This is a genomic window from Nostoc favosum CHAB5714 (assembly GCF_020829495.1).
Classification (GTDB): domain Bacteria; phylum Cyanobacteriota; class Cyanobacteriia; order Cyanobacteriales; family Nostocaceae; genus Nostoc; species Nostoc favosum.
Map to the genome: position 1 here is coordinate 178,010 of NZ_JAIVFQ010000003.1, position 24,983 is coordinate 202,992.

At 44.2% G+C, this 24,983-nt stretch carries 21 protein-coding genes and 1 tRNA gene; 15 read left to right on the forward strand and 7 right to left on the reverse strand.

The genetic code is table 11. The annotated features are described in order from the left end of the window. Nucleotides 1-182 precede the first annotated feature (182 nt). From pds to LC586_RS03905, 4 genes are all read left to right on the forward strand, one after another. Nucleotides 183-1,622 (forward strand): 15-cis-phytoene desaturase, encoded by a 1,440-nt coding sequence (gene pds, locus LC586_RS03890; RefSeq protein WP_229483134.1) that lies wholly within the window; start codon nucleotides 183-185, stop codon nucleotides 1,620-1,622. After that, entirely contained in the window at nucleotides 1,606-2,538 is a 933-nt protein-coding gene (crtB, locus tag LC586_RS03895) for a 15-cis-phytoene synthase CrtB (RefSeq protein WP_229483135.1), read from the forward strand. The genes pds and crtB overlap by 17 nt, the downstream gene beginning before the upstream one ends. A gap of 141 nt (nucleotides 2,539-2,679) precedes the next feature. Then, nucleotides 2,680-2,771 (forward strand) — tRNA-Ser (locus LC586_RS03900). A gap of 192 nt (nucleotides 2,772-2,963) precedes the next feature. Next, nucleotides 2,964-4,283 carry an ABC transporter substrate-binding protein gene (locus LC586_RS03905; protein ID WP_229483137.1) on the forward strand — a complete coding sequence of 440 codons (1,320 nt, stop codon included), beginning with the start codon at nucleotides 2,964-2,966 and terminating at the stop codon, nucleotides 4,281-4,283. Nucleotides 4,284-4,360: 77 nt separating this feature from the next. Here the strand turns inward: LC586_RS03905 and LC586_RS03910 are convergent, their stop codons facing one another. Further along, complete coding sequence (locus LC586_RS03910; RefSeq protein ID WP_229483139.1) at nucleotides 4,361-5,203, reverse strand: hypothetical protein; 843 nt, start codon at nucleotides 5,201-5,203, stop codon at nucleotides 4,361-4,363. 665 nt (nucleotides 5,204-5,868) lie between these two features. Here LC586_RS03910 and LC586_RS03915 point away from each other — a divergent pair. The 3 genes from LC586_RS03915 (at nucleotide 5,869) to LC586_RS03925 (ending at nucleotide 9,321) form a co-directional block, all read left to right on the forward strand. Further along, the gene (locus LC586_RS03915) at nucleotides 5,869-6,186 is read left to right on the forward strand and encodes a hypothetical protein (protein ID WP_229483141.1); all 318 of its coding nucleotides are present in this window, start codon (nucleotides 5,869-5,871) and stop codon (nucleotides 6,184-6,186) included. A 250-nt stretch (nucleotides 6,187-6,436) separates the two neighbouring features. Next, on the forward strand, nucleotides 6,437-8,164 hold the full coding sequence (locus LC586_RS03920) for a succinate dehydrogenase/fumarate reductase flavoprotein subunit (protein ID WP_229483143.1): 1,728 nt from the start codon (nucleotides 6,437-6,439) through the stop codon (nucleotides 8,162-8,164). A 269-nt stretch (nucleotides 8,165-8,433) separates the two neighbouring features. After that, the gene (locus tag LC586_RS03925; RefSeq protein WP_229483145.1) at nucleotides 8,434-9,321 is read left to right on the forward strand and encodes a 4a-hydroxytetrahydrobiopterin dehydratase; all 888 of its coding nucleotides are present in this window, start codon (nucleotides 8,434-8,436) and stop codon (nucleotides 9,319-9,321) included. 117 nt (nucleotides 9,322-9,438) lie between these two features. On the opposite strand, the gene LC586_RS03930 is transcribed toward LC586_RS03925, so the two are convergent. Beyond that, complete coding sequence (locus LC586_RS03930) at nucleotides 9,439-9,837, reverse strand: helix-turn-helix domain-containing protein (protein WP_229483147.1); 399 nt, start codon at nucleotides 9,835-9,837, stop codon at nucleotides 9,439-9,441. Further along, nucleotides 9,821-10,120: a type II toxin-antitoxin system HigB family toxin gene (locus LC586_RS03935; protein WP_229483149.1), complete on the reverse strand. Its 300-nt coding sequence runs from the start codon at nucleotides 10,118-10,120 to the stop codon at nucleotides 9,821-9,823. The genes LC586_RS03930 and LC586_RS03935 overlap by 17 nt, the downstream gene beginning before the upstream one ends. A gap of 199 nt (nucleotides 10,121-10,319) precedes the next feature. Between LC586_RS03935 and LC586_RS03940 the strand changes: the two genes are divergently transcribed. The 4 genes from LC586_RS03940 (at nucleotide 10,320) to LC586_RS03950 (ending at nucleotide 13,209) form a co-directional block, all read left to right on the forward strand. Then, on the forward strand, nucleotides 10,320-11,282 hold the full coding sequence (locus LC586_RS03940; RefSeq protein ID WP_229483151.1) for a protochlorophyllide reductase: 963 nt from the start codon (nucleotides 10,320-10,322) through the stop codon (nucleotides 11,280-11,282). Nucleotides 11,283-11,518: 236 nt separating this feature from the next. Continuing rightward, nucleotides 11,519-11,647, forward strand: a complete 129-nt coding sequence (locus LC586_RS40505; RefSeq protein WP_267921642.1) for a hypothetical protein — start codon at nucleotides 11,519-11,521, stop codon at nucleotides 11,645-11,647. 166 nt (nucleotides 11,648-11,813) lie between these two features. Further along, nucleotides 11,814-12,278: a DUF29 domain-containing protein gene (locus tag LC586_RS03945; RefSeq protein ID WP_229483153.1), complete on the forward strand. Its 465-nt coding sequence runs from the start codon at nucleotides 11,814-11,816 to the stop codon at nucleotides 12,276-12,278. 310 nt (nucleotides 12,279-12,588) lie between these two features. After that, nucleotides 12,589-13,209, forward strand: coding sequence for a TMEM165/GDT1 family protein (locus LC586_RS03950; RefSeq protein WP_229483154.1), 621 nt, complete (start codon nucleotides 12,589-12,591; stop codon nucleotides 13,207-13,209). A 129-nt stretch (nucleotides 13,210-13,338) separates the two neighbouring features. Here the strand turns inward: LC586_RS03950 and LC586_RS03955 are convergent, their stop codons facing one another. Further along, nucleotides 13,339-14,232: a tetratricopeptide repeat protein gene (locus tag LC586_RS03955; protein ID WP_229483156.1), complete on the reverse strand. Its 894-nt coding sequence runs from the start codon at nucleotides 14,230-14,232 to the stop codon at nucleotides 13,339-13,341. Nucleotides 14,233-14,610: 378 nt separating this feature from the next. On the opposite strand from LC586_RS03955, the gene patR reads away from it, so the two are divergent. Beyond that, nucleotides 14,611-15,633 (forward strand): heterocyst master regulator PatR, encoded by a 1,023-nt coding sequence (gene patR / locus LC586_RS03960; RefSeq protein ID WP_229483157.1) that lies wholly within the window; start codon nucleotides 14,611-14,613, stop codon nucleotides 15,631-15,633. A 164-nt stretch (nucleotides 15,634-15,797) separates the two neighbouring features. On the opposite strand, the gene LC586_RS03965 is transcribed toward patR, so the two are convergent. From LC586_RS03965 to LC586_RS03975, 3 genes are all read right to left on the reverse strand, one after another. Then, the gene (locus tag LC586_RS03965) at nucleotides 15,798-16,967 is read right to left on the reverse strand and encodes a homocysteine biosynthesis protein (protein WP_229483159.1); all 1,170 of its coding nucleotides are present in this window, start codon (nucleotides 16,965-16,967) and stop codon (nucleotides 15,798-15,800) included. A 249-nt stretch (nucleotides 16,968-17,216) separates the two neighbouring features. Next, nucleotides 17,217-18,491, reverse strand: a complete 1,275-nt coding sequence (metK, locus tag LC586_RS03970; RefSeq protein ID WP_229483161.1) for a methionine adenosyltransferase — start codon at nucleotides 18,489-18,491, stop codon at nucleotides 17,217-17,219. Nucleotides 18,492-18,914: 423 nt separating this feature from the next. Further along, nucleotides 18,915-19,919, reverse strand: coding sequence for a phosphoribulokinase (locus tag LC586_RS03975; protein WP_229460473.1), 1,005 nt, complete (start codon nucleotides 19,917-19,919; stop codon nucleotides 18,915-18,917). A 1,200-nt stretch (nucleotides 19,920-21,119) separates the two neighbouring features. On the opposite strand from LC586_RS03975, the gene cpcD/petH reads away from it, so the two are divergent. The 3 genes from cpcD/petH to LC586_RS03990 all read left to right on the forward strand — a co-directional run bounded on the left by cpcD/petH (nucleotide 21,120) and on the right by LC586_RS03990 (nucleotide 24,755). Next, a complete protein-coding gene (gene cpcD/petH / locus LC586_RS03980; protein WP_229483236.1) occupies nucleotides 21,120-22,433 on the forward strand; it encodes a bifunctional rod-capping linker CpcD/ferredoxin--NADP reductase PetH in 1,314 nt (437 codons plus the stop codon). A gap of 150 nt (nucleotides 22,434-22,583) precedes the next feature. Continuing rightward, nucleotides 22,584-23,870 carry a homoserine dehydrogenase gene (locus tag LC586_RS03985; RefSeq protein ID WP_229483163.1) on the forward strand — a complete coding sequence of 429 codons (1,287 nt, stop codon included), beginning with the start codon at nucleotides 22,584-22,586 and terminating at the stop codon, nucleotides 23,868-23,870. Between the two features lie 162 nt (nucleotides 23,871-24,032). Further along, complete coding sequence (locus LC586_RS03990; RefSeq protein WP_229483165.1) at nucleotides 24,033-24,755, forward strand: Uma2 family endonuclease; 723 nt, start codon at nucleotides 24,033-24,035, stop codon at nucleotides 24,753-24,755. The last annotated feature ends 228 nt before the right edge of the window (nucleotides 24,756-24,983 follow it).

Genomic DNA, 24,983 nt, shown 5'->3' on the forward strand with positions numbered 1-24,983 from the left:
CCAAAACCTATTAGCAACAATGGTGTTGGCAATTTTGTTGGGTAGGTGCGCGTAGGTAAAATTCTCTTTGGCAAAAGTTTTTTGGGGAAGCGATCGCACAATAACTGCCAAATGTTACGGTTTGCAACGTATAATGAGAATCGACAAAACCATTAAGAAATATTGAAGGGCATTAGGGTTAAATGCGAGTAGCGATCGCGGGTGCTGGTCTAGCAGGACTTTCCTGCGCGAAATATCTCACGGACGCAGGTCACACTCCCATTGTCTTGGAAAGCCGGGACGTATTGGGTGGTCTTGTTGCGGCGTGGAAAGACTCTGACGGCGACTGGTACGAAACCGGGTTACACGCCTTCTTTGGGGCATATCCTAATATGCTCCAATTGCTTAAGGAGTTGGGCATTGAAGACAGACTCCAGTGGAAAGAGCATACGTTAATTTTCAATCAACCGGACAAGCCTGGGACACTCTCGCGTTTTGATGTTCCAGATATTCCATCTCCTTTCAACGTGATTGCGTCGATTCTTCGCAACAAAGACATGTTGACTTGGGAGCAGAAGATTCGATTTGCAGTTGGCCTACTTCCTGCAGTGGTTCGGGGCCAGAAGTATGTTGAAGACATGGACAAGTACAGCTTCTTAGAGTGGTTGAAAAGGCAAGGTGTTGACGAGCGGGTAACTAGTGACGTTTTTATCGCCGCATGTAAAGCGCTCACCTTTATCAATCCTGATGAAGTTTCGGCAACCATCCTGTTAACTGCACTGAATCGCTTTCTGCAAGAGCGGTATGGCTCCAAGATTGCATTTTTGGATGGTTCTCCCACAGAACGTCTATGCAGCCCGATCGTAGATGACATCACAGAACGCGGTGGAGAAGTGCGGTTGAATGCCCCATTGAAAGAAATTTTGCTCAACGCCGATGGCACGGTAAAAGGATACTTGATTCGAGGCTTAAATGGGGCAGAAGATGAAGTTATCACAGCAGATTCGTATGTATCTGCCATGTCGGTTGACCCTTTAAAGGTGATGTTGCCTAAACCTTGGAAGCTTATGGAGTTTTTTCAAAAGCTAGAAGGTTTGGAAGGAGTACCAGTGATTAACCTGCATCTGTGGTTTGACCGGAAACTTACAGAAATTGATCACTTGCTTTTTTCGCGATCGCCTCTCCTAAGCGTTTATGCTGATATGAGCAATACCTGCCGTGAATACGCCAACCCCAATCGCTCAATGCTGGAATTAGTTCTAGCTCCGGCAAAAGATTGGATTGCCAAATCTGATGAGGAGATTGTGGCTGCAACGATTGCTGAGTTGGAAAAACTTTTCCCCGACCACTTTGGGGGAGACAATCCAGCAACATTGCTGAAATCTCATGTGGTGAAAACGCCGCGTTCAGTTTACAAAGCGACCCCTGGTCGTCAACAGTACCGCCCCGCACAAGTTACGCCCATTGCCAACTTCTATCTCGCCGGAAGTTATACCATGCAACGCTACTTAGGCAGTATGGAAGGTGCCGTACTTTCTGGTAAGCTGACAGCGCAGGCAATTTCTGAGGCTCTCCCGGTAGCAAATTCCTCAAACCTGCAAACGCTCACCCGACCGCCCGCAACGAATGCTGCAACTGCCTGATTCCCCCCCGCGCATGAAAACGCTGGTCTCTGTAGACGAGTCCTACAAACTTTGTCGGCATCTCACAGCAAAGTATGCCAAGACTTTTTACCTGGGTACTTTGCTCATGAGTCCGGTAAAACGTCAATCTATTTGGTCAATTTACGCTTGGTGTCGCCGTACAGATGAATTGGTAGATGGGCCCGCATCTGCTATTACCACGCCAGAAACCCTAGACCTATGGGAACAGCAGCTGGAATCGATTTTTGCGGGACACCCATTAGAAAATTACGATGTCGCTTTAGTTGATACCCTCCAGCGCTTTCCGATGGACATTCAGCCCTTTCGGGATATGATTGCTGGTCAGCGCATGGATTTATATCGCAGCCGTTATGAAACCTTTGAGGACTTATACCTCTACTGTTACCGCGTTGCTGGTACTGTTGGCTTAATGTCAACAGCAGTTATGGGTGTGGATAGCACCATATACACAGCTCCGTGGCAGCAGAACAAACAACCTTATGTTCCCACAGAAGAAGCGATCGCTCTGGGAATTGCCAATCAACTCACCAACATCCTGCGGGATGTGGGAGAAGATGCCAAACGGGGGCGAATCTACATTCCCCTTGAGGACTTGGCAAAATTCAACTATAGCGAACAAGACTTCTTCAAAGGTGTGGTAGATGATCGTTGGCGGGCGCTGATGCGCTTTCAAATTGACCGGGCCCGCCAATTCTATAGCACATCCGACCAGGGAATTACTTATTTAGCATCTGATGCCCGTTGGCCTGTGTGGGCAGCATCAATGCTGTACGGTCAGATTTTGGAGGTGATTGAACGCAACGATTATGATGTGTTCAGTCAACGGGCTTACGTTCCCCAGTGGAAAAAGTTACGCACTTTGCCCCTGGCTTGGATGCGATCGCAAGTCCTTTAAAAAATTAGTCATTTGTCCCTAGTCCTTAGTCCTTAGTATTTTATAAATAACTAATGACTAATGACTAATGACCAATGACTAATGAAAAATGACTATTGACTCTTAAGAGCAAGTCTGGTAACATTGATATTCGTGAGTCATGGAGAGGTGGCTGAGTGGTCGAAAGCGGCAGATTGCTAATCTGTTGTACGGCAGGCAACTCCGTACCGAGGGTTCGAATCCCTCCCTCTCCGTTTTCAAACTTTTGATACACAGAATATATTCTGTGTAAAAGAATAATACCAATGTAGGGGTAAACACTTCTACTCCCAAAGATGGATGATATGATTTATCCTTTGGAGTCTTCGTAAGATCCAGCTAACTTAGAAACCTAGTTTGAATCTTAATTTTTAGGCTCCTAAGTATCTGAGGAGTAAAAATTACTTATGAGAAAAATTACCGCCGCTTTAACCTTCAGTATAGCTACCCTAGCAATTGGGTTCCTAGTTGGGGCTTGTAGTGATAATAGTATCCCCAATGGCACAGCTAATACCGGAAGTACCGCTACCCCAGCAGCAAACTCAACTACTACAAGCAGTGATAAAGCGCTAAAAATTGGTTCCCTGCTACCGACAACAGGTGACTTAGCTTCTGTCGGACAGCAGATGCTAGGTTCTGTCCCTTTACTCGTCGATACGGTCAACGCCTGCGGTGGAGTGAATGGCGAACCAGTAAACTTGGTGCAAGTAGACGACCAAACCGACCCCAGAGCCGGTGCTGCCGGTATGACCAAACTAGCAACTTTAGATAAAGTGGCAGGTGTAGTTGGTTCCTTTGCCAGTAGCGTTTCTAGTGCAGCAGTCTCCATTGCTACACCGAATAAAGTTATGCTGGTTTCTCCTGGTAGTACTAGTCCTGTCTTTACTGAAAAAGCGCAAAAAAACGACTATAAAGGCTTTTGGGCGCGTACTGCTCCCCCCGATACTTATCAAGCACTAGCTTTAGCTCAACTTGCCAGAAAAAAAGGTTTCAAGCGAGTTTCTACAGTCGTGATTAATAACGACTATGGCGTTGGCTTTGAAAAAGCATTTGTGCAAACTTTTGAAAAATTGGGTGGAACTATAGTTAATAAAGATAAGCCTGTTCGCTACGACCCGAAAGCCCAGACATTTGATACAGAAGCGGCTGCTGCTTTTGCTGGTAAACCAGATGCAGTCCTAGCTGTGCTGTATGCAGAGACTGGTAGTCTGTTCCTGAAAGCCGCCTATCAGCAAGGTGTGACGAAGGGAGTGCAAATTTTACTGACAGATGGAGTAAAATCACCTACTTTTCCAGAACAAGTTGGCAAAGATGGTGATAAATTTATTTTAACTGGAGCGATCGGTACAGTACCCGGTTCCGATGGTAAAGCACTAGAAGCTTTCAACAAGCTGTGGAAGGATAAAAAGGGCGGTGCGCCAGGAGAATACGCTCCTCAAGCTTGGGATGCGGCTGCTTTACTTACGTTGGCTGCACAAGCTGCTAAAGAAAATACAGGTGTTGGTATAGCCAGCAAAATCCGTGAAGTGGCTGATGGGCCTGGTACAGAAGTTACCGATGTCTGCGAGGGATTGAAGTTACTTAAAGATGGTAAAAAGATTAACTATCAAGGAGCCAGTGGCAACGTAGATGTTGATGCTAACGGCGATGTCGTCGGTGTTTACGATGTTTGGACAGTAGGAGACGATGGCAAAATCAAGGTAATTGACAAAGTTACCCCCAAGTAAAAAGTTAGGAGTTAGGAGTTAAGAGTTATGAGTGAAACATTACTAACTCTTAACTTCTAATTCATAACTCCTAACTCTTAAAAGCCAGTAAAGTTGTAACCAACTCCTAACAACAAGCCTATATCAGTTTCATCGAAAAATCCGGCATTCACAGCAGCCGTTGCAGTAAATTGAGGAGTTAGAGGCACATCAATGCCACCAGATACTAAAAAGGCTAATTGCGAATCATCACCAGTTTTGTAAGCTGCACCCACTCCAACGTAAGGTGCGATCGCTAACGGTTCGCTAAAAGCATCTGCTGACTGAAAGGTAAAATCGTAGGTGATAGGAAGTAGAACTGTGGTGTTGTCCCCAAATACAGCTGAGGGTCGCACCGATATAGCATTTGTCAGTCCAATTTTGCTGACTACCGCGAAGTTACCGTCACCCAAAGATGAGTCCCCACCACTCAAACCAATGTTAGCAGCGACACCAATATAGCTGCTGCCACCACGGGTAGTTGTACCTAAATCAATATCTGATTGCGCCACTTTGGTAGCAGATGGTTGAACAGTAGTTTGAGAAGTTGGTTCTACAAACTCAGAGGTAAGTGTTGCAGATGAGGTTGCCACTGTGCCTGGAATGGGTGTAGGCGTTACACTAGCGTTTTCCTGTATCGCAGCGTTTGGGGGCTGCTGTACCTTAGCTAAATTTGTTGCTGTAAATGTTTCAATTGTTTCTGTAGAGAGATTTTGGCTTACAGTGTCTAGTTCTGTACTAAACTCGTTGGGAGACGCTACGGTTGCGGAAGGGTCGGTTAATGCTTGACTGCTCACCTTGTCAACTGTCTGGGCACTTGCAGATAAGCCGCTACTCAGGACTGTAAGAGCAGCTATACTTGGTAACCAAAAAACACCTTTACGAAAAAAAATAGTATTCACGTTCACTCCTAAAACAATATTGCCACGAAAAATAAAGGGTTTTGTTGATTAAAGTCAACAAATTCGGGCAATACTCAAAATTTAACATCAAAAAATTGGTTTTTCCATTCTGACTTTACTGGATTTATCTAGTTAACCAAATTCCGCGCTTTTTTGTCCCCGACAACTAACAAGCCGCAAGTTTTGTGGTGGGGTCTAAATCCCTATTACAAAACTGTACTTCCGACTTCCGACTTTCGACTTCCGACTTCTTTAATATTTACTATCAAAAAATTAAATACCATATCCTAAATATCTAGAATTTGGCAGATGACAAAAATTATTTTTGCTTTAGGCAAAGAGTCTATTTATTAAGGAGGTCATTAGGATTGCGAAAACTTTTAACAAAAAACTTAGCCTATATCAACACCTAGCTCTCTTAGTTTTTGTGCTAACTCCGTAGTACAAAAGAAGAAAAGAATTCCAAGTAGCGACTACAAAAGAAGGGCTTCCCGTAGCGTATGGTTGGTGTATTTCCGTCATGCTGCACTAGAAATTGCGCTTTGTAACAAAAAAAGTTGATTATGAAGTTATATTACGAAGCTTGCAAAAATATTTAGAAATTGTCTACAAGGCAAACATAGTTCTAACGTAGAACCTATTAGGAGAGACTTGAGGCAAATGTGATGAGCGGAAATAATATTCAAAAGTATCGGTTTGTCTGTACCCTGACTTTCGGTGACATCTACGGTCAAATAATTGTTTGGTTGATTACAATTACCCTAAGTTTGGCATCAGCCTTGGCGCTTATGGGTGCCAAGCGGCCCGTGTACGCTTTAGCAACAGCTGGTCTTGTAGTTCTGCTATCGCTACCTTTCTTGTTGTTTGCGTTTGTCACTACCTTGTTAAATCATATTGAAGTCACTCCTGTAGGGCCTGAAACCAAAATGGAACCCATACCAGGTAATGTGTCTCAGCAACAACCTGTACAAGCGACTAGCTGAAGACGTTAGGAGTTAGGAGTAGAGACGCGATTAATCGCGTCTGTACAGGAATTAGGAGTAGAGACGCGATTAATCGCGTCTGTACAGGAGTTATAAGTGAAGACCTAACTCTTCATTTTTAACTTTTCTCAAAATTTGTAATAACATCCCTGTCTATAGGCAGGGATTTTTTTTGTAGAGATGCAACGCACTACCTAATTAATCACCTCTCTACAATAGAACAGCAGGGGTTTGCAATCAGGGGCTAATTATGCTGGAACATGATGTGATTATTGTCGGGGGTGGATTGGCAGGATGTCGTGCTGCTGTAGAAATTGCCCGCACTGACCCTAATTTAAATATTGCTGTGGTTGCCAAAACCCACCCGATTCGTTCTCACTCGGTGGCGGCTCAAGGTGGTATGGCTGCATCGCTGAAAAATGTTGATTCAAAAGATACTTGGGAAGCACATGCTTTTGATACTGTCAAGGGTTCTGATTACTTGGCAGACCAAGATGCTGTGGCAATTCTCGCCCAAGAAGCGCCAGATGTGGTAATTGACTTGGAACACATGGGCGTTTTGTTTTCTCGCTTACCCGATGGGCGCATTGCCCAACGGGCTTTTGGCGGACATTCACATAACCGCACTTGCTACGCTGCTGACAAGACAGGTCACGCGATTTTGCACGAATTGGTTAATAACTTGCGGCGTTATGGGGTGCAAGTTTATGAAGAATGGTATGTGATGCGTCTCATTTTGGAAGAAAACGAGGCGAAGGGTGTGGTAATGTTCCATCTTTTGGATGGACATATTGAGGTGGTGCGGGCTAAGGCGGTGATGTTTGCAACAGGGGGCTATGGTCGCGTTTATAACACCACGTCTAATGATTACGCTTCTTCGGGTGATGGTTTGGCAATGACTGCGATCGCAGGTTTGCCCCTAGAAGATATGGAATTTGTCCAATTTCATCCCACTGGTTTATATCCGGTAGGGGTGTTGATTTCAGAAGCGGTGCGGGGTGAAGGGGCGTATCTGATTAATAGTGAAGGCGATCGCTTTATGGCGAACTATGCACCCAGTCGCATGGAACTGGCTCCTCGTGATATTACCTCACGAGCGATCGCTTACGAAATTCGCGCCGGACGTGGTATTCATCTTGATGGTCGTGCTGGTGGCCCCTTTGTCTATTTGGATCTACGCCACATGGGCAAAGAAAAAATTATGAGTCGCGTCCCATTCTGTTGGGAAGAAGCACACCGTTTGGTAGGCGTTGATGCGGTAACTCAACCTATGCCAGTCCGCCCGACAATTCACTATTGTATGGGTGGTATCCCAGTTAACACCGATGGGCAAGTCCGCAGTAGTGGTGATGGTTTAGTTGATGCCTTCTTTGCTGCTGGCGAAACATCTTGTGTTTCCGTACATGGTGCTAATCGTTTGGGGAGTAATTCTCTACTGGAATGTGTCGTTTATGGCAAGAGAACTGGGGCTGCGATCGCGCAATTTGTGCAAAAACGTAAGTTGCCCTCTGTGGATGAACAACGCTATCAAAAAGAAGCCCAGCAACAAATTCAAGCTTTGCTAGAACAACCAGGACAGTACCGCATTAACCAAGTTCGTCAAGCCTTCCAGGATTGTATGACTGATTACTGCGGCGTTTTCCGCACTGAGGCATTAATGAGTGAAGGATTACACAAACTAGAAGAAATACAACAGCGATATCCACAAATTTATTTAGATGACAAAGGTAGTTGCTGGAATACGGAACTTGTGGAAGCCTTAGAATTGCGAAGTTTGATGGTAGTGGGACAGACTATTTTGGCATCAGCCCTGAATCGCCAGGAAAGCCGTGGCGCTCATTTCCGCGAGGATTCTTCCGAGCGGGATGATACCAACTTTCTGAAACACACAATGGCTTACTATTCACCAGCAGGAATTGACATTCAATATCGACCGGTGGCGATTACTATGTTTGAGCCAAAAGAGAGGAAGTATTAGTTATTGAGTGTTGGGGGTTAAAACACAATTTCTTTTAACCATTATTAAAGTACGAAGACGCAAAGGCTGATATTCTCTTTGCGTCAGTCTTTAATAAGATATGGTAATTATTTTGAATTTAATGGGTATCATAGTTTCAGAAATTTTATTGAAATGAAAGTTTTGTGGTGCGGACAAGACACCCACCATCCTATGCAAGTTCAATGCTAATTAGCTGATCGCCTTTAAGTTAACCAGCCATCGACAAGAACAGTAAGTTTCTATTACTTATGCTTAATGCACCAATTTTTGTCAGTTACCGAAGAGCAGATAGTGCTGCCGAAGCTGGACGTTTGCACAGTACTATTCTTCGAGAACTGGGAAGAAATACCGTATTTATGGATACGTCTTCCATTGAACCTGGAACACAATGGTCAAAAGAGTTGGAAGAGGCTTTGCAAAAGGCTCAAATTGTCATAGTAGTCATAGGTACTGAATGGATTCGGATTAGTGATGAATTTGGGTTGCGTCGTATAGATCAAGAAGATGATTGGGTTCGTCAGGAGATTGAGTTTGCACTTCGTGAAGATAAAAAATTACTACCGTTGTTGGTTAGAGGTGCCAAAATGCCTCCGTCTAATAAGTTGCCTACATCAATTAGTGCCTTAACTCGAAGGCAGGCAGTAGATATTCGGGATGCATATTGGGATCATGACATCAAGCTTGTTCTTGAGCAATTAAGATTAGTTACTGATCAAAATAAAAAGAGTGAACGTTCCCTTACAAGCAAGAATCTTTGGGGAATCTACCCCACTCCTGATCCAGAAAAACCAGAGCCAATTAGTGAGGATAAACTTCAGATTGCACTCAGTAGTAACTTATCTAAGTGGAAAAAAGTAGTTAGTCCGCTCCCTGAAGATCCAACTAAAGTGCGTATTGAAATTTTTCGCCAGTACAACTTCCAAACTTTCCGCCATGCCATCGAATTCATGAATCAGGTTGCGCCTGGGTGTGATATTGCACTCCACCATCCTCGATGGGAAAATGTTTGGCGAACAGTTAGAGTGTATCTAACAAGTTGGGATATTGATCATCAAATCTCTGATCGAGATATTCAGTTAGCAAAATATTTTGATAAAGCTTTTTCTGATTTTCCTGGAGCAAAGCTAGATAGCTAGGCTACGGCCAAAAGTTGAAAACGCTTTATATTTAAGCTGGTTTGAAGGATGAGATTGCAATCATAGATGGGAAATCGAACTCAGTGATTGCCTCTCGCTCATAATTTAAATTGAGGCTTAGATAAATAGGCTAGGTGAAACCTTAAAGTAATCACCAAGCATTTTGGCTTGTGCCTTGCTAATCGAACGCTTACCATTAACAACCTCAGACACCACACCACTCGATCCAATAACGCCTACCAAGTCAGCTTGACGGGTTCCACTTGCTTCCATGATGTGTTGAAGTATCTCATGAGGCACAGATAAATCCATCGGGTAGTTCTGTGTTTCATATACTTCAATCAGTTTCACCAGCAATTTATGTAGAACTCGCTGCTCTGGAGTGCGATTTTTCGCAAAGGTTAGACGCTCTACTACTGTCAACACACGTTCATATTCGTCTTCCGTCTCAATCACTTTGGGAGCAACTTCAGCTACCAGATTGCGATAAGCAGTTTCGTCAAAAGTAAAAGTCATTTTTCCATTTGCCTTTATTATATTCAGTATGTGTAAGAAAGTATTTGTAGTAAACTACCTGGTCTTCATAATCAATACCGACAATTAGGCGATAATCATTACCCTTGACATTGAAAACAGTGAAGTTTCCAACTGCTTCAGCATCCTTGTAAATCTTACGAACGTCCTCTAAGTTCTGCCATTTTGTCTTCTTCACAGTTGCATACCAGTTGTCAATCTGCTTCTTGACATCGGGATACTGAGCGGTATCAGTGCGAAGGTTGCGAATTGCAATTAAATGCATTTGTTTCTAACTTTTTTGTCACATATTTTCAATGAAGAATTAATTACTTTAAGATTCTCTCAAAATGAGAGTAAAAAGTCAAAAGTAGTTATTATTTGGAGTGCGGGTTAGTTCAGCCTAATACAGCATCGAAAAAGCTGGTGACAATGATGGCTCACTGGTGTGAGATCCTAGAGACAGTCAATGGAGGCTGAACATAATGGAACAACATCACAAGCCAACGGTTATAATCACAGGTGCCTCTTCAGGGGTCGGTTTGTACGCTGCCAAGGCTCTTGCTGAAAGGGGATGGTACGTAGTGATGGCGTGTAGGGATATAGCGAAGGCTCAACTTGCAGCCCAATCTGTAGGAATCCCCCACCAGGGTAGCTACACCATCATGCATATCGATCTTGGCTCACTGGATAGCGTTCGACAATTTGTGAAGAACTTCCGAGCAAGCGGAAACTCCCTAGACGCTTTGGTGTGCAATGCTGCAATTTATATGCCCTTAATAAAGGAGCCTTTACGCAGTCCAGAAGGTTACGAGTTAACTGTCACCACAAATCACCTTGGACATTTCCTTTTGTGCAACCTGATGCTAGAGGATCTAAAGAAGTCATCTTCAGAGCCAAAGCTCGTAATTTTGGGAACTGTCACCCACAATCCAGATGAACTGGGTGGGAAGATTCCGCCGCGTCCTGACTTGGGCGATTTGCAAGGCTTTGCAGAAGGATTTAAAGAGCCAATTTCGATGATTGACGGCAAGAAATTTGAACCAGTCAAAGCTTACAAAGACAGCAAGGTTTGCAACGTGCTGACTATGCGGGAACTGCATCGGCGCTATCATGAGTCAACCGGTATCGCCTTTAGCTCTCTCTATCCGGGATGTGTTGCAGAAACGCCGCTATTTAGAAACCACTATCCTTTGTTTCAGAAAATCTTCCCTTTATTCCAGAAGTACATTACTGGGGGATATGTGTCTCAGGAGTTGGCGGGAGAACGGGTTGCTGCGGTAGTTGCCGATCCTGAGTACAATCAATCTGGTGCTTATTGGAGTTGGGGAAATCGCCAGAAGAAAGACGGCAAGTCCTTTGTTCAAAAAGTCTCTCCTCAAGCCCGCGATGATCAAAAAGGCGATCGCATGTGGGAACTAAGCGCCAAGTTGGTTGGAATTGCGTGACCGAACAGAATGCAATAATTTGATTTTTACTTGATAATGACCTCTAAAGGTGAGGTGAGTGATGGCAAAGGTAAAACGCAGCGTTGGAGAAGGTTTTGATTAACCGTTCCACTCGATGCTGATGAATCATAGGACTTACGCAAAAACCCTCTCAAACTCTCATTCCTCCGTGACGCGCCAGTTGCTTCTCCCTACAGCCCTTCGGGCATCCTACGGCAGGCGCTAGCCTCTCACGAATGGGATTCGGGGAGACGCTGCGCGAACAAGTCGGGGAACCCGCCCAACGCACTGGCTTCTCTGCGCCCTCTGTGGTAGCCGCAGGGCTTGCCGATGCAGCGTCTACGTTTTCCGTTACTCGTGCGTAAGTCCTAAATCAACAGAACATCGCAAAATTTACATACTGGAACGTGAGACTACACCTCTGACAAAATTAATACCTCCTAATTCCTAGAGTTCGTAGGGTGCGTTACACTCTGTTAACGCACCGATGTTAATCGTAAAGATATGCGAGAAATTATCTAACCATTTCCGATGGAAACTGCCATGTCTTTCCTAAAAGCGCATTCCCAAACGCTATATGACACGGATTACTTGCAATGGATAGAAACGACTGTGGAAAAATTGCAAAGTCACGACTACGCGAACGTGGACTGGGAAAACCTCATCGAAGAAATTGCCGACATGGGAAGGAGTGAGCGTCGGAGCCTCAAGAGTAATCTGATTGTAATTCTGGTGCATTTGCTCAAATGGCAATTTCAGCCTGAAAAGAGAAGCGGTAGCTGGGAAGGAAGCATCATTGAACATCGTAGACGTGTCAAAGAAGCTCTAGATGATTCGCCTTGTCTCAAATCCTATTTTGAGAGCGTCTTTGCGGAGTGTTATGCACAAGCGGTTAAGCAAGCAAAAGCTGAAACTGGTTTGTCAGTGGAATCCTTTCCTCTGGTGTGTCCATATCAGCTATCAGAAGTCACAGATGATGAGTTTTTACCTCAGTAAGCACTGAATCAGGCTATATGTGTCGCTTCATTCTCTGTATAGTTATACCTCTCCATTCCCTACTCTTGACTTCTACCTATAACAAATGTATAATTTACCTCCATAGAAGGGGAGTAGCTGCTGGCAAAAAACATAAAAGCCAGTACATCTGAATCAACATACTGGCGATGAGCCTGGTTCAGATGGCAAGTAATCAATATTTGAAAGCGAGACCTTCACTAAGTTCACACCGAAAAGTGTAAACTTGGTGAGGTCTTTTGGTTCTCATCAAGCTTCACATCGGTAAACGATTCTTCAGGAGCTTGAGAGAGTGTTAACAGCTTTTACCGCAGGTTTATTATTAATAACAGTTTCAGAACTAGGCGATAAAACATTTTTTATTGCTGTGATTTTGGCAATGCACCACTCGCGGCGGCTGGTATTTACAGGTGTGACAGCTGCTTTAGCCGCGATGACAATCCTTTCGGTGCTATTTGGACAAGCGGTATCTTTTTTACCAAAAGTTTATATTCATTACGCTGAAATAGTTTTGTTTATTGCCTTTGGTCTCAAGCTGTTATATGACGCTAGTAAGATGTCTCCTGCTGCTTGTGATACAGAAGTTATAGAAGAAGCCGAAGCTGCGGTGAAAAAAGCAGATTTGCAGTTGCCAAAGCAAAAGACTTCGTTAGCAATTATCATAGAAGCCTTTGTGTTGACATTTATGGCAGAGTGGGGCGATCGCACCCAAATTGCCACCATTGCCCTAGCCGCAGGTAATAATCCCATTGGAGTGACAATAGGTGCAATTTTAGGACATGCCATTTGTGCTGCGATCGCAGTTATCGGCGGCAAAATGATTGCCGGACGCATTTCTGAGCGTCAACTCACCTTAATTGGCGGATGCCTGTTTTTGGTGTTTGGTGTTATTGCTGCCATTGAGGGAGCATGAGGGGATGAAGCAGGGGAGCAGGGAGCAGGGGGAGCAGGGGGAGCAGGGGAGGCAGAATAAGAACTTCTGATTATTGAGCCATGCCCAATGCCCCATGCCCAATGCCCAATGCCCAATACCCAATACCCATTATTTAGGCGTACTTTTCAATGAAGGCGCGGGAGATGCAGCAGGATTAGGGAGGGGGGAGGCCGTTGCTGCATTCTTAATTTCATCTTTATACTGAGCAGGTGCTAAAGCTGCGGCGCTATCAAACAAAAGTTTTGCATCTGCGTCTTTGCCCTGTTGTTTCAAGAGCATCGCTTTGGCGACAACGGGGCGAAAATCCTTGGGATCTTTCTTAATTGCTTGGTCATATACAGAGCTAGCTTCAGCGTAGCGTTTCTGGGAAGCGTGAACAGAACCTAACAGCACCTGCACGGCTACTGTATCTACACTTCCAGGCTGAATTGTATTTGCTTGGGCTGCCTTAGAGAGGGTTTCTTGCAGCAAACCAATGGCTGCTTCCGGGCGTTGCTGACTTATTAACAGAGCCACCATTCCTTGCAAAGCCTTCAAATCGCCTGGTTTAGTCTCCAAAATCGAGCGATAAGCTTGAGCGGCTCCTTCACGATCGCCAATTTGCTGTTTGGCTTGAGCCAGTAGCACTGAATATTCTGACTGTTCGGGATTCAGCTTGGCTAGCTTTTCTAAAGGTTCAATGACGACTTGGATATCAGCTGGTTTAACCTCACTTTTTTCTTTTTGACTCAGTAATTGTAGCCGCGCCTCTAATAAGCCCTTAAGCGCAGTCTGATTTTCTGGTTCCCTTTGCAAAACCAGTTCATAACCTCGTACTTCGTCTTCCAGTTTTGATTTTTGGTCAGCAGAGGTCAAAGTGCCTCTGGTACTAGCGGTATTCTGGTTTGAGGGTGGCGTATTATTAAATGCTCCAATTATGGGAATCACCGAAACACCCACAAAAGCAAGAATTGCTAGCGCCAAGACGACTTGAACTATCCAACGATTGCGCGGTTGAGACACAGTTTTGTCTTTCTCCTAAATTTTAATGACATTATCATTTACACAAATCGTAAAGTTAAAAATTTCCAAAACTTTGCGGAATACCGCCAATTGCCTGTGAATTTTATAACAATTAACTATTTACACTGCTAAAGTAAGTGATGACTTTAGGAGGAGCCGTCAGAATTGTAGCTATGATATGCTTCCGAAACTAGTGTAAAGGCGCTAAATTACACGTTTAGTGTTTATACACTCAATTTAGCGCCTTTAGTATTGTATAGAGTACCCTAGTGTGACTTTGTGAAAAGCAAATATACTTTCATCAGTCGCACAAATGCTCTTTTCAGCTGCCTTTGTAAAATCCCACAATGGGATGTGTCTGTGCCGCAAGGAGTTTTTATGAATTCCGACCTGATGCCGTTGCCTGAATCTTCCAATTCTTCTGCCTCTAACCAGGGCCCAACTGACATAGGGGTATCCCCTAATGTTAATACAGTAACAGTCCAGTCCTCTAAACCTGAAAATTCGCCTGTCAACCCCATTGAAACTGACTCAAATGGCAACTTAATAAATCGACAGCAACCGATTCCGCCTCCCAGTGAGCCGATGCAATATCGAGCGATCGGGTTAGTTAGGGGTCGCTATCATGCTAGCAGCGAACAATTTACTCAAGGTACGCTGCTGACCACAGATGGTGTAGAACTCAATGCCGTCCTCCTAGGCCGGATTATGAGCTTAGTCAAGAATCATCTAGACTTAGAAAAAGAACACTTGTGGGTAGTATATCCACGCACAAGACAAGAGAATGATACCTTGCACATCCAAATCGTCGGAGTTTGGGAGCCAGAAAATCTGGCAAAAAACTCAACAGATGAAGACGAGTCAGACTTGGAGTTGCAATTACAGATTCCCGATGATGGCTTATCCGAAAATGAACTAAGTACAATTCCCGTAATTCCCTCATCAGAAGTTGCAGATGGTGGTTTTTCTGTTCGTGGTGAGGTAGTATACCAATCTTTTGACGCTAAGAGCTTGGTAGTCAAAATTAGGCAGGCTGCACGCAAACCAACTGAGAAACCCAAGTATTTTAAATTGAAATTGAGGGGTGTGCTGACTACCAAAGCAGTAGGAAAGTTCTGGGACTTCCAAGCCAAGCGAGAAGCTGACGTTTTGATAGTAGAAAAAGCTGAGGCGATCGCTGACTTGCCCAAAAAACGCAAACCACCATTCAAAGGTGGGCCTCGTGCTGGCGGTGGCGGTAGTGCTGGTGGTAGAAAACCATTCCCCCCCAAACGCAGTGGCGAAACCCCACGTCCTATCAAGAAAACAGGCGCAGGCGGTGACACCTCTGTGGTGTCAAAACCTATACCTAAAACACCCGCTCCTAAGCCCATCAAGCGACCGAAACCGACTCAAGAATAAGGTATGGGGAGCAGGGGGAGATGAGGGAGCAGGGGGAGATGAGGGAGCAGGGGGAGATGAGGGAGCAAGGGGAGATGAGGGAGCAAGGGGAGATAAGGAAGAAAATTTATCTTGTCCCCCTCATCCCCCTCATCCCCCTCATCCCCCCCATCCCCCCCATCCCCTCAAAAATCCGTCCTACGGTCTTGGGGTAGAAAAGATCGCTCCATCGGAATTGGGGAAACTGGTTCTGTCAGGGTAAATGTACCTGCTTCGATCCACTTTTTCAACTCTAGGGCGACTTGCCTAGAAAAAAACAAACTCGCTAAGGGGGCAGAGCGTACAGCTTTGCCCTCAATGGTGATCCGCCCAGATTTGAGTTGGGCGTAACTCACCAAACCAAAGGTGGGACGGACGCGCCGGGGAATGGAAAAATCTACTATTGGGGCTACTAAGTCTTGATCTTGGACTGCACAGTGTTCAACTACTTGTTCATTTAATACAGGGAGTGGTACACCAACACCTAACATCAATGAGGGGCCATAACTTTTGAAGTAACATCCCCGCACCCAGTGAGCATTCATTTGCTTGGCATCACCAATTAAAGCTAAAGTGGCGGAAGGCCCAATCGGTGTACGATTAGCTAAACGCTTTTGTAAAGGGAAGTGCTGAGTGCCTTCCCAGGCGACATAGCCAATACCACCGCCTAAAAAGATTCGAGTACCTATACCAACGAGCTGCAAATCGGGATCGTTGAGTAAGGGAGAAATAGCACCGGGGTTAGAGTAAACGGCATTCCCCAGACGCGGTTGTAAAGGGCCAAGATAGGTGAAGAGGGGGCGATCGCCACCATTTACACCAACAATAAAATTTTGATAAAGATTGCGCGGATTAAATAAATAGAACTGATTAATCGTTTCACTGGTAATTGTAGTTTCAAAAGTTGCTCTGGGATAACAATCTGTTACTTGCCCTTGCGCTTTTACATGTATAGATTTACCAGCGATCAAATCTTCGATTACATGACCGCCGCCACGTTCTCTGACTTCTTCCCCGTCCGTCGTCTCCACAGCAGAACTCGCACCCAAATATAAATCTACTGCCCCAAACCCAGAGTAAGCTGGAACGCCATCTAACCAGCATCGGCGAATTTTTATCGGGGGGTCAGTGTGTCCGAGATTGATAATTGCACCACTTGATTCCATTGGCTCAAATGTACCAGTGGTAATTACATCAACTTCTTTAGCAGCTTTAGTAACACCGATTTCTACAACTCGTGCTTTTAATTCTTCAGTTGTCAACACTACCGCACGTTGGCGGCTGATTTTTTCGTTAATTTCTGCAATTGTTCGCATTTTATCAGTGCTAGTGCTTCCTGCTGTCTTCCTTTTTGAAGGATATCTTGATAAATCACAGACTCTTGCATAATTTCCTCTCGAAATAGTTGTCGCTAATCTCTGCGCGACAGCTTAACACCCCGGATAGGGTTAAAATTTCGTTGGGTCTTAAACCCTTTAATTTACGATAAATGAGGGTATAGGCAATTTGTGAAGTTGCCAATACCCTCAGATATATAAACTAAGTTTTTGCAGTAGTGTATAAGTCTAAGTTAGTACCTGAGCAACTACTGCCGAAAGTGACTCGTTTGCTGCTTGCTTCAACAATTCGGCTTTATCGGTTTGTTCCCAAGGCAAGTCTAAATCAGCCCGCCCAAAATGACCGTAAGCCGCGACGTCCTGATAAAAACGTCCGCCTCGTTCACTTGGTAAGTTACGTAAGTTGAAGGTATGGATAATCCCTGCTGGACGGAGTTCAAAGTGCTGGTTGATTAATTCCAGTAAGGTTTCTTCATCCACTTTACCCGTGCCAAAGGTATCCACTAGGATACTTGTTGGTCGCGCTACGCCAATAGCATAGGATAGCTGAATTTCAACTTTTTCTGCCAACCCAGCAGCGACAATATTTTTCGCCACATAACGAGCCGCATAGGCAGCAGAGCGGTCTACCTTCGTGGGATCTTTACCGGAAAAAGCGCCGCCACCATGCCGTGAATAACCACCGTAGGTGTCAACAATTATTTTCCGTCCTGTCAGACCTGAGTCTCCCTGAGGGCCACCAACGACAAATTTGCCAGTGGGGTTGACTAAAAAACGTGTTTCCTGATTAGGCTTAATTTCCATGTCGCCAAAAACAGGTTCGACCACTGCTAACCAGAGGTCTTGTTTAATTTTGGCTTGTACAGCCGCCTCATCCGTGATTTCCCCAATACTGGCTGTATGCTGGGTGGAAATTAGAATAGTATCAATCCCTACTGGGCGTCCATCTTCGTAGACCACAGTTACTTGGGTTTTACCGTCAGGGCGCAGGTATGACAGTTCACCTGTTTTGCGGACTGCTGCCAATCGGCGAGCAATACGGTGGGCGAGACTGATGGGTAAAGGCATCAGTTCTGGTGTTTCGTTACTCGCAAAACCGAACATTATACCTTGATCGCCTGCACCAATTTTATCGAATAGCTCATCACTATCTTGCTGGCGGGTTTCTTGAGCAGTGTTAACGCCTTGGGCAATATCGGGTGATTGTTCATCTAAAGCCAGCAGAACGCTGGTGCTGTTAGCAGAAAAGCCATTATCGGCATTGGTATAGCCAATTTCGGCAATTTTCTGACGGGCAAGATTGACGAAATTCACATTGGCTTTGGTGGTTATTTCACCAGTGATTAGCACCAAACCAGTATTAACTACTACTTCAGCAGCGACACGGCTGCTGGGGTCTTGTGTCAGTAGGGCATCCAGAATGGTATCAGAAATCTGATCGCAGATTTTATCTGGATGACCTTCGGTAACTGACTCGGAGGTAAATAAATATCGACGAGACAAAGGAAATTCCTCCTGACTTGAGTTTTTTGGCTGACTAAATGTAGTATTTAGTTCAACTACCTAATTTAACGTGAGTTAGATAAACCTCTTCCTAAGTTGAACTAAAGTTCAAGTCTGCCCCTCTCTAACTCGGAGAGACACAGTTTTGCGTAGTAAAACCTCTTAGAGGTCTTTTGATTCGGCTCGTTAGGCGAACACCACATAAGCCGTCGAACTCACATTAATTTATGAAATCATAACAATATTTATACTTCAGTAGTTAGTATCTTCTTGATATCGATAAAAACCACTAGCTATAAGGTAAGTATCTGTAAAGAAGATAAATTTATGCTAATTACTTTTGTGACTAAAATGTATTTAATAACACAAAAAAGGGGGACACCCAGAAGCGCCCCCACAAACTTTGACACAAACACTGCTGCTTTAAACTTGAACTGCTAACTTTGCTTCCGTAGCTGTCAACCGCTCATAAGCAGCACGCATTTTCAAACCTGTAAGCACTTGGAAGAAACCAGTACCATTATTGGAACCTGGATACTCGCGGTGCTGAAGTAACAAGTGAGTCAATTCACCCTGATATTTAGTGGATGTATTGCTGAGATGGGTTTCGATATAAATTACTTCTTCCAAGTTGTCAAATTGACCATCCACCTCTAGTACTGAGACATAGCGGCCGTAGTAAACATCTGAACCGTAGTACAGTTGCATACCAGGATAAGAACAGGTCAGTTTGCGTCCACAAGGAGTCCAATTAATTGTTGACCCTTCATCAAATAGGTAGGTTGGATCAAAGCCTTCCTTACCTTCGCGCTGGAGCATACGTACCCGCAGGACTCTGCGCTCCGTGTCGTTTTTGATCAAGTTCGTGGGTAATACTTGGAGAACCACATCAGCAAATTCTCTTTGTGGTTCGATAAACTTATCAAAGTCAGGTTTGCGGGAATTGATTTGCGCTAAGACATCTTCGTAGCGATGACCGCGTTCAGCCATATCTCGCTGGATTTTCCAGGCAATTTTGACTTCATCACTAATGTCAAAATATACACTGAAGTCGATTAGCGATCGCACCCGCTCATCATATAAAGGATGCAGCCCTTCAACAACTATAATGTGATTCGGCTCTATCCGCTCTGGCGGATCAATCAAGCCAGTTTCGTGGTTATAAATCGGCTTATCAATCGCTTGACCACTTTTGAGCGCTTTAATTTGCTCATACATCAAGTCAAAATTGTTTGCTCTGGGGTCTAGTGCCGTTATCCCCGTTTCTTTACGCTGTTTGCGATCCAGGGAATGATAGTCATCCAAGCAAATGACTGTCATTAAATCTTCACCAAACAAATCTATCAAACGACGCAAAAACGTAGATTTCCCGCACCCAGAGTCTCCGGCTACTCCAATCAGTACCACGCGTTCCGGCTTATTTGTCATAAATCTCCTCTAAAATACTAAAATTGTCTCAATATTTTTTCACACAGCAGATTCTGAAGCCAGGAGTTTACCCCTTTGGTTTATCCTGCGTTCTTGCTACCTAGCACATCTATAAGACACCAAGCAAGTAGGCAACAAAAGTAATTAAGTTGCTACTCGTCGGACTAGCCTGAATTTTGGTGCCGGTAAGTATTTAATCCTAGTGGTATATTTGATTTTAACAGAAGGGGGTATCCCATACAAGATTGCTCTCAAGAAGAATTAGGGTGGTTCATGAATCATTTTTTTGTTAATTTAGTTGTTAATTTAAAAATGGGGATCAGCACCGCCCATAAGCGTTGCGCCTTTATCAGTCTGCCACTTGTGACTAGAAACAAGACTATAAGGTATAATTTATTATTGCCGCGAATTTTTTGATGTTCCTAAATTGTAATTCCTGCTCGACAATACTTAATATATTCAAAGCAAAAATCTATCCAACGAATGAGCAAACAACTTGCATTAGTCAAATTATTGGCTGTAGATTTATAGATATGCTCATATAGAAGCGTTGACGTTATGGCCAAGTACTGATAGGGGTTGACAGATTTTTCACATCAAGTGAAACTGATTACAGTTGCTAAAATCATGGTTCTCTATGTCGTTATCTTTGTAGCTTGAGTTGTCAGACTCATGTCATTATCCATAGACAGGTCATGAATATAGCTAACAATATTCCGAGATAGTAGATTTAAAGAAGTAAAACCAATCGGAAGAAAACCTTCCGGAATTGGCGTTTCCGATTTAAACCCTTGGAGTAGGCAAGCGCAACCGCAATTTTTGGAAGTCAACTGAGCAGTAGCTTCCAGTAATCGAAGCAGGCTTCCGACAATATCTGCCCCTTTAAGTTGCTCGTTGGGTAATAAGGTAAAAAACTATCTCCCTGATGGGGGTGGTAGTTAACGAAAAAAAGATTAAATTGACTCATTATTAACATTCTCCACAAGACTTATCCTTTACCTTAGAAGGTGAACAGGTGTGTTTTTTGCTATGCCTGCATGTCTTTGGTGAGTGTACTTAGCAAGGCATTAATTTAATGATGCCGTTTTTCCTTTATGGCCAGTTTTGTGAAACGAAAATCCGGTAAACTAAAGCTGGCAAGGTAGGGGAATAGTTTTTTTTTGAAAAACGGTTAAGTAAATTATCGGAGTGGTAGAACGAATGTACAATCAAGGTGCTGTTGAGGGTGCTGCCAACACAGAATTAGGTAGCCGCATCTTCCTTTATGAAGTGGTGGGTTTGCGTCAGAGCGAAGAAACTGATCAAACTAACTACCCAATTCGGAAAAGTGGCAGTGTGTTCATCAGAGTGCCTTACAACCGCATGAATCAAGAAATGCGACGTATCACTCGTCTAGGCGGCACAATTGTTAGCATCCAACCTGTAACTGCGCTACAGCCAGTTAATGGTAAAGCCTCACTTGGGAATGCTACAAGCGTTGTCAGCGAGTTAGCTACATCTGGAGAAACTGCTAACAGTGAAGGGAATGGTAAAGCCACACCTGTGAATGCTCATAGTGCTGAAGAACAGAACAAGGACAAGAAAGGCAACACCATGACTCAAGCGAAAGCCAAAAAAGACCACGGTGACGTTCCTGTTAACACTTACCGTCCCAATGCTCCGTTTATTGGCAAGGTAATATCTAATGAACCGCTAGTCAAAGAAGGCGGTATTGGTATTGTTCAACACCTTAAATTTGACCTATCTGGCAGTGATTTAAAGTATATAGAAGGTCAAAGTATTGGGATTATTCCGCCAGGATTAGACAAGAACGGCAAGCCGGAAAAACTTAGACTGTATTCCATCGCCTCAACTCGTCATGGCGATGATGTGGATGACAAGACAGTATCACTGTGCGTCCGTCAATTGGAGTATAAGCACCCAGAAACTAGCGAAACAGTCTACGGGGTTTGCTCTACGCACCTGTGTTTCCTCAAGCCAGGGGAAGAGGTAAAAATTACAGGGCCTGTGGGTAAGGAAATGTTGTTACCCAATGACCCTGATGCTAATGTCATCATGATGGCAACCGGAACAGGTATTGCGCCGATGCGGGCTTATCTGTGGCGTCAGTTTAAAGATGCGGAAAGAGCAGCTAACCCAGAATACCAATTTAAAGGATTCTCTTGGTTAATATTTGGCGTACCAACAACTCCAAACCTCTTATATAAGGAAGAACTGGAAGAAATCCAACAAAAATATCCTGATAACTTCCGCCTCACTGCTGCTATCAGCCGCGAACAGAAAAATCCCCAAGGCGGTAGAATGTATATTCAAGATCGCGTAGCAGAACATGCTGATGAATTGTGGCAGTTAATTAAAAATGAAAAAACCCACACATACATCTGCGGTTTGCGCGGTATGGAAGAAGGTATTGATGCAGCCTTAACTGCTGCTGCTGCTAAGGAAGGCGTAACCTGGAGTGATTACCAGAAGCAACTCAAGAAAGCCGGTCGCTGGCACGTAGAAACATACTAAATTTAGTCATTAGTCATTGGTCATTAGTCATTAGTCATTAGCAAAGGACAAAGGACAAATGATAAAGGACAAATGACAAAGGAAGCAGGATAATCAGTAGGTAGGGCAAACGCTCTACCTACAATTGTTATTGGTGAAATTGGGTGCAAAATGGGTGTGAAACTAGGAATACTGGGATTAGGCACCGTGGGAACGGGAACAGTGCAGTTGTTGCAAGATAGCGCTGGGCGTCACCCATTGTTGCAAGAGATAGAAATCTATCGGGTGGGAGTGCGATCGCTTGATAAACCCCGTGGAGTAGAATTGTCTACGGAAGTCTTAACCACAGATTTAGAATCAATTGTCAACGATCCGGCGGTAGATATAGTTGTCGAGGTGATGGGCGGATTGGAGCCGGCGCGATCGCTCATCCTCAAAGCCTTAAGTAATGGTAAGCATGTAGTCACCGCCAATAAAGCAGCGATCGCCCGCTTTAGCGCAGAAATTTTCACAACTGCCAATCAAGCTGGCGTATACGTCATGCTAGAAGCTGCTGTAGGTGGTGGTATTCCGGTGATTCAACCCCTAAAGCAGTCTTTAAGTGTTAACCGTATTCACACTGTAACTGGCATCGTGAACGGTACAACTAACTACATCCTGACACGGATGCAAACAGAAGGCAGCAACTTCAATGATGTTTTAGCTGATGCCCAGCGTTTGGGTTATGCTGAGGCTGACCCTACAGCCGATGTCGATGGCTTAGACGCAGCCGATAAAATTGCTATCCTGGCATCATTAGGCTTTGGTGGACGCATCAACCTACAAGATGTTTATACTGAGGGGATTCGGCAAGTAAGCAAAACAGATATTGCCTACGCCGAAAAATTGGGATTTGTAATTAAATTGTTAGCGATCGCTAAACGTGATACTCCCTCATCTCCTCTCTCTGTGAGAGTTCATCCTACATTAGTGCCTCAAGCCCACCCTTTGGCTAGCATCAACGGCGTTTACAATGCCATTCTTGTGGAAGGAGAACCAATTGGGCAAGTAATGTTTTTCGGCCCCGGTGCTGGTGCTGGCGCAACCGCCAGTGCTGTGACATCAGATATTTTAAATCTAGTTGCTGTCCTCAAAACTAATACAGCAGTTGCAAATCCCTTATTAACTTGTGGGCATCAGGAATATTGCCAAATTGCGCCGATGGCAGAATTGATAACTCGTTTTTACGCCCGTTTCCTCACCAATGACCAACCTGGAGTTATCGGTAAATTGGGGACTTGCTTTGGTAACTATGGCGTTAGCTTAGAATCAATTGTCCAAACTGGCTTTCAAGGGGAACTAGCAGAGATTGTAGTTGTTACCCATGATGTACGGGAAGGCAACTTTCGGCAAGCTTTGGCAGAAATTCGGAATTTGTCAGCGATCGAAAGCATTCCCAGCTTACTGCGTGTACTTTGAGATTAGTCGGGAGTGAGGCTCGTCAAGTCGCTTTGCTCCAATTCGTAATTACCCCAAAGGATTACAATCTCCATTTTATACAGACCAAGCTGCGAGTAAAACTTGGTTAACTACGCAAGCTAAACTAAAAAATAAACTTCACCCCAGCGCGAGGCTAGACCTATGACCTCTGCAACCGACCCATCCACCGCCCTCACTCCTTTCCCCAATCATACGCAGCTACCAGAGTCTGATGGTACTTTTGTGAAAAACTGGCAAGAGCATCCCCAAAGCATCTTACTCACTGACTCGATTACACCTGTCCTTAAACAATTACATCCTGAAGACCAATATTGTATAGGTCAGGACTTAGGTATTTACTGGCGTTTGACAGACCCGCCAGAACGAGGAGCAGAAGCACCAGATTGGTTTTATGTAGGAAATGTACCGCCCTTGCTCGATGGACAAACGCGGAGGTCTTATGTACTGTGGCGAGAATTTATTGCCCCTTTAATTGCTTTGGAATTTGTTTCTGGGGATGGTAGTGAAGAAAGAGATAAAACTCCTTGGAAGGGGAAATTCTGGATTTATGAGCAAGTAATTCATCCGGCTTTTTATGGCATTTATGAAGTGAATAAAGCCAGTGTAGAAGTTTATAAATTAATTGGTGGACAATATCAGTTATTAGCAGCAAATGAGCGCGGACATTATCCAATTACGCGCTTGGGAGTTGAGTTAGGTTTATGGCATGGAGTTTATCAAAACGCCCAATTGCCCTGGTTGCGTTGGTGGGATTTACAGGGTAATTTGTTGTTAACTGGTGAGGAAAGAGCCGAACAGGAAAGACAAAGAGCCGATCGCTTGACTGCTCAATTGCGATCGCTTGGTATTGAACCAGAAGTCTAGCTTAAGCTGTTACGCAAATAAGATTGCACATCAACTGGTGAGGTTGTCCTAAGTCATTTGTCCAAAGTCCAATTGTAAACACAAATGACTAATGACTAATGACTAATGACAGTCTACACGGAGTTTGTGCAATATGTAGGCGCGTTAGCTTAAGAGCAAAGTCTTGACAGTCCTAGCCTCATGGCAAGCTAAACTAAAAACAACCCTTACTCCTGCAAAGGTAGTCTT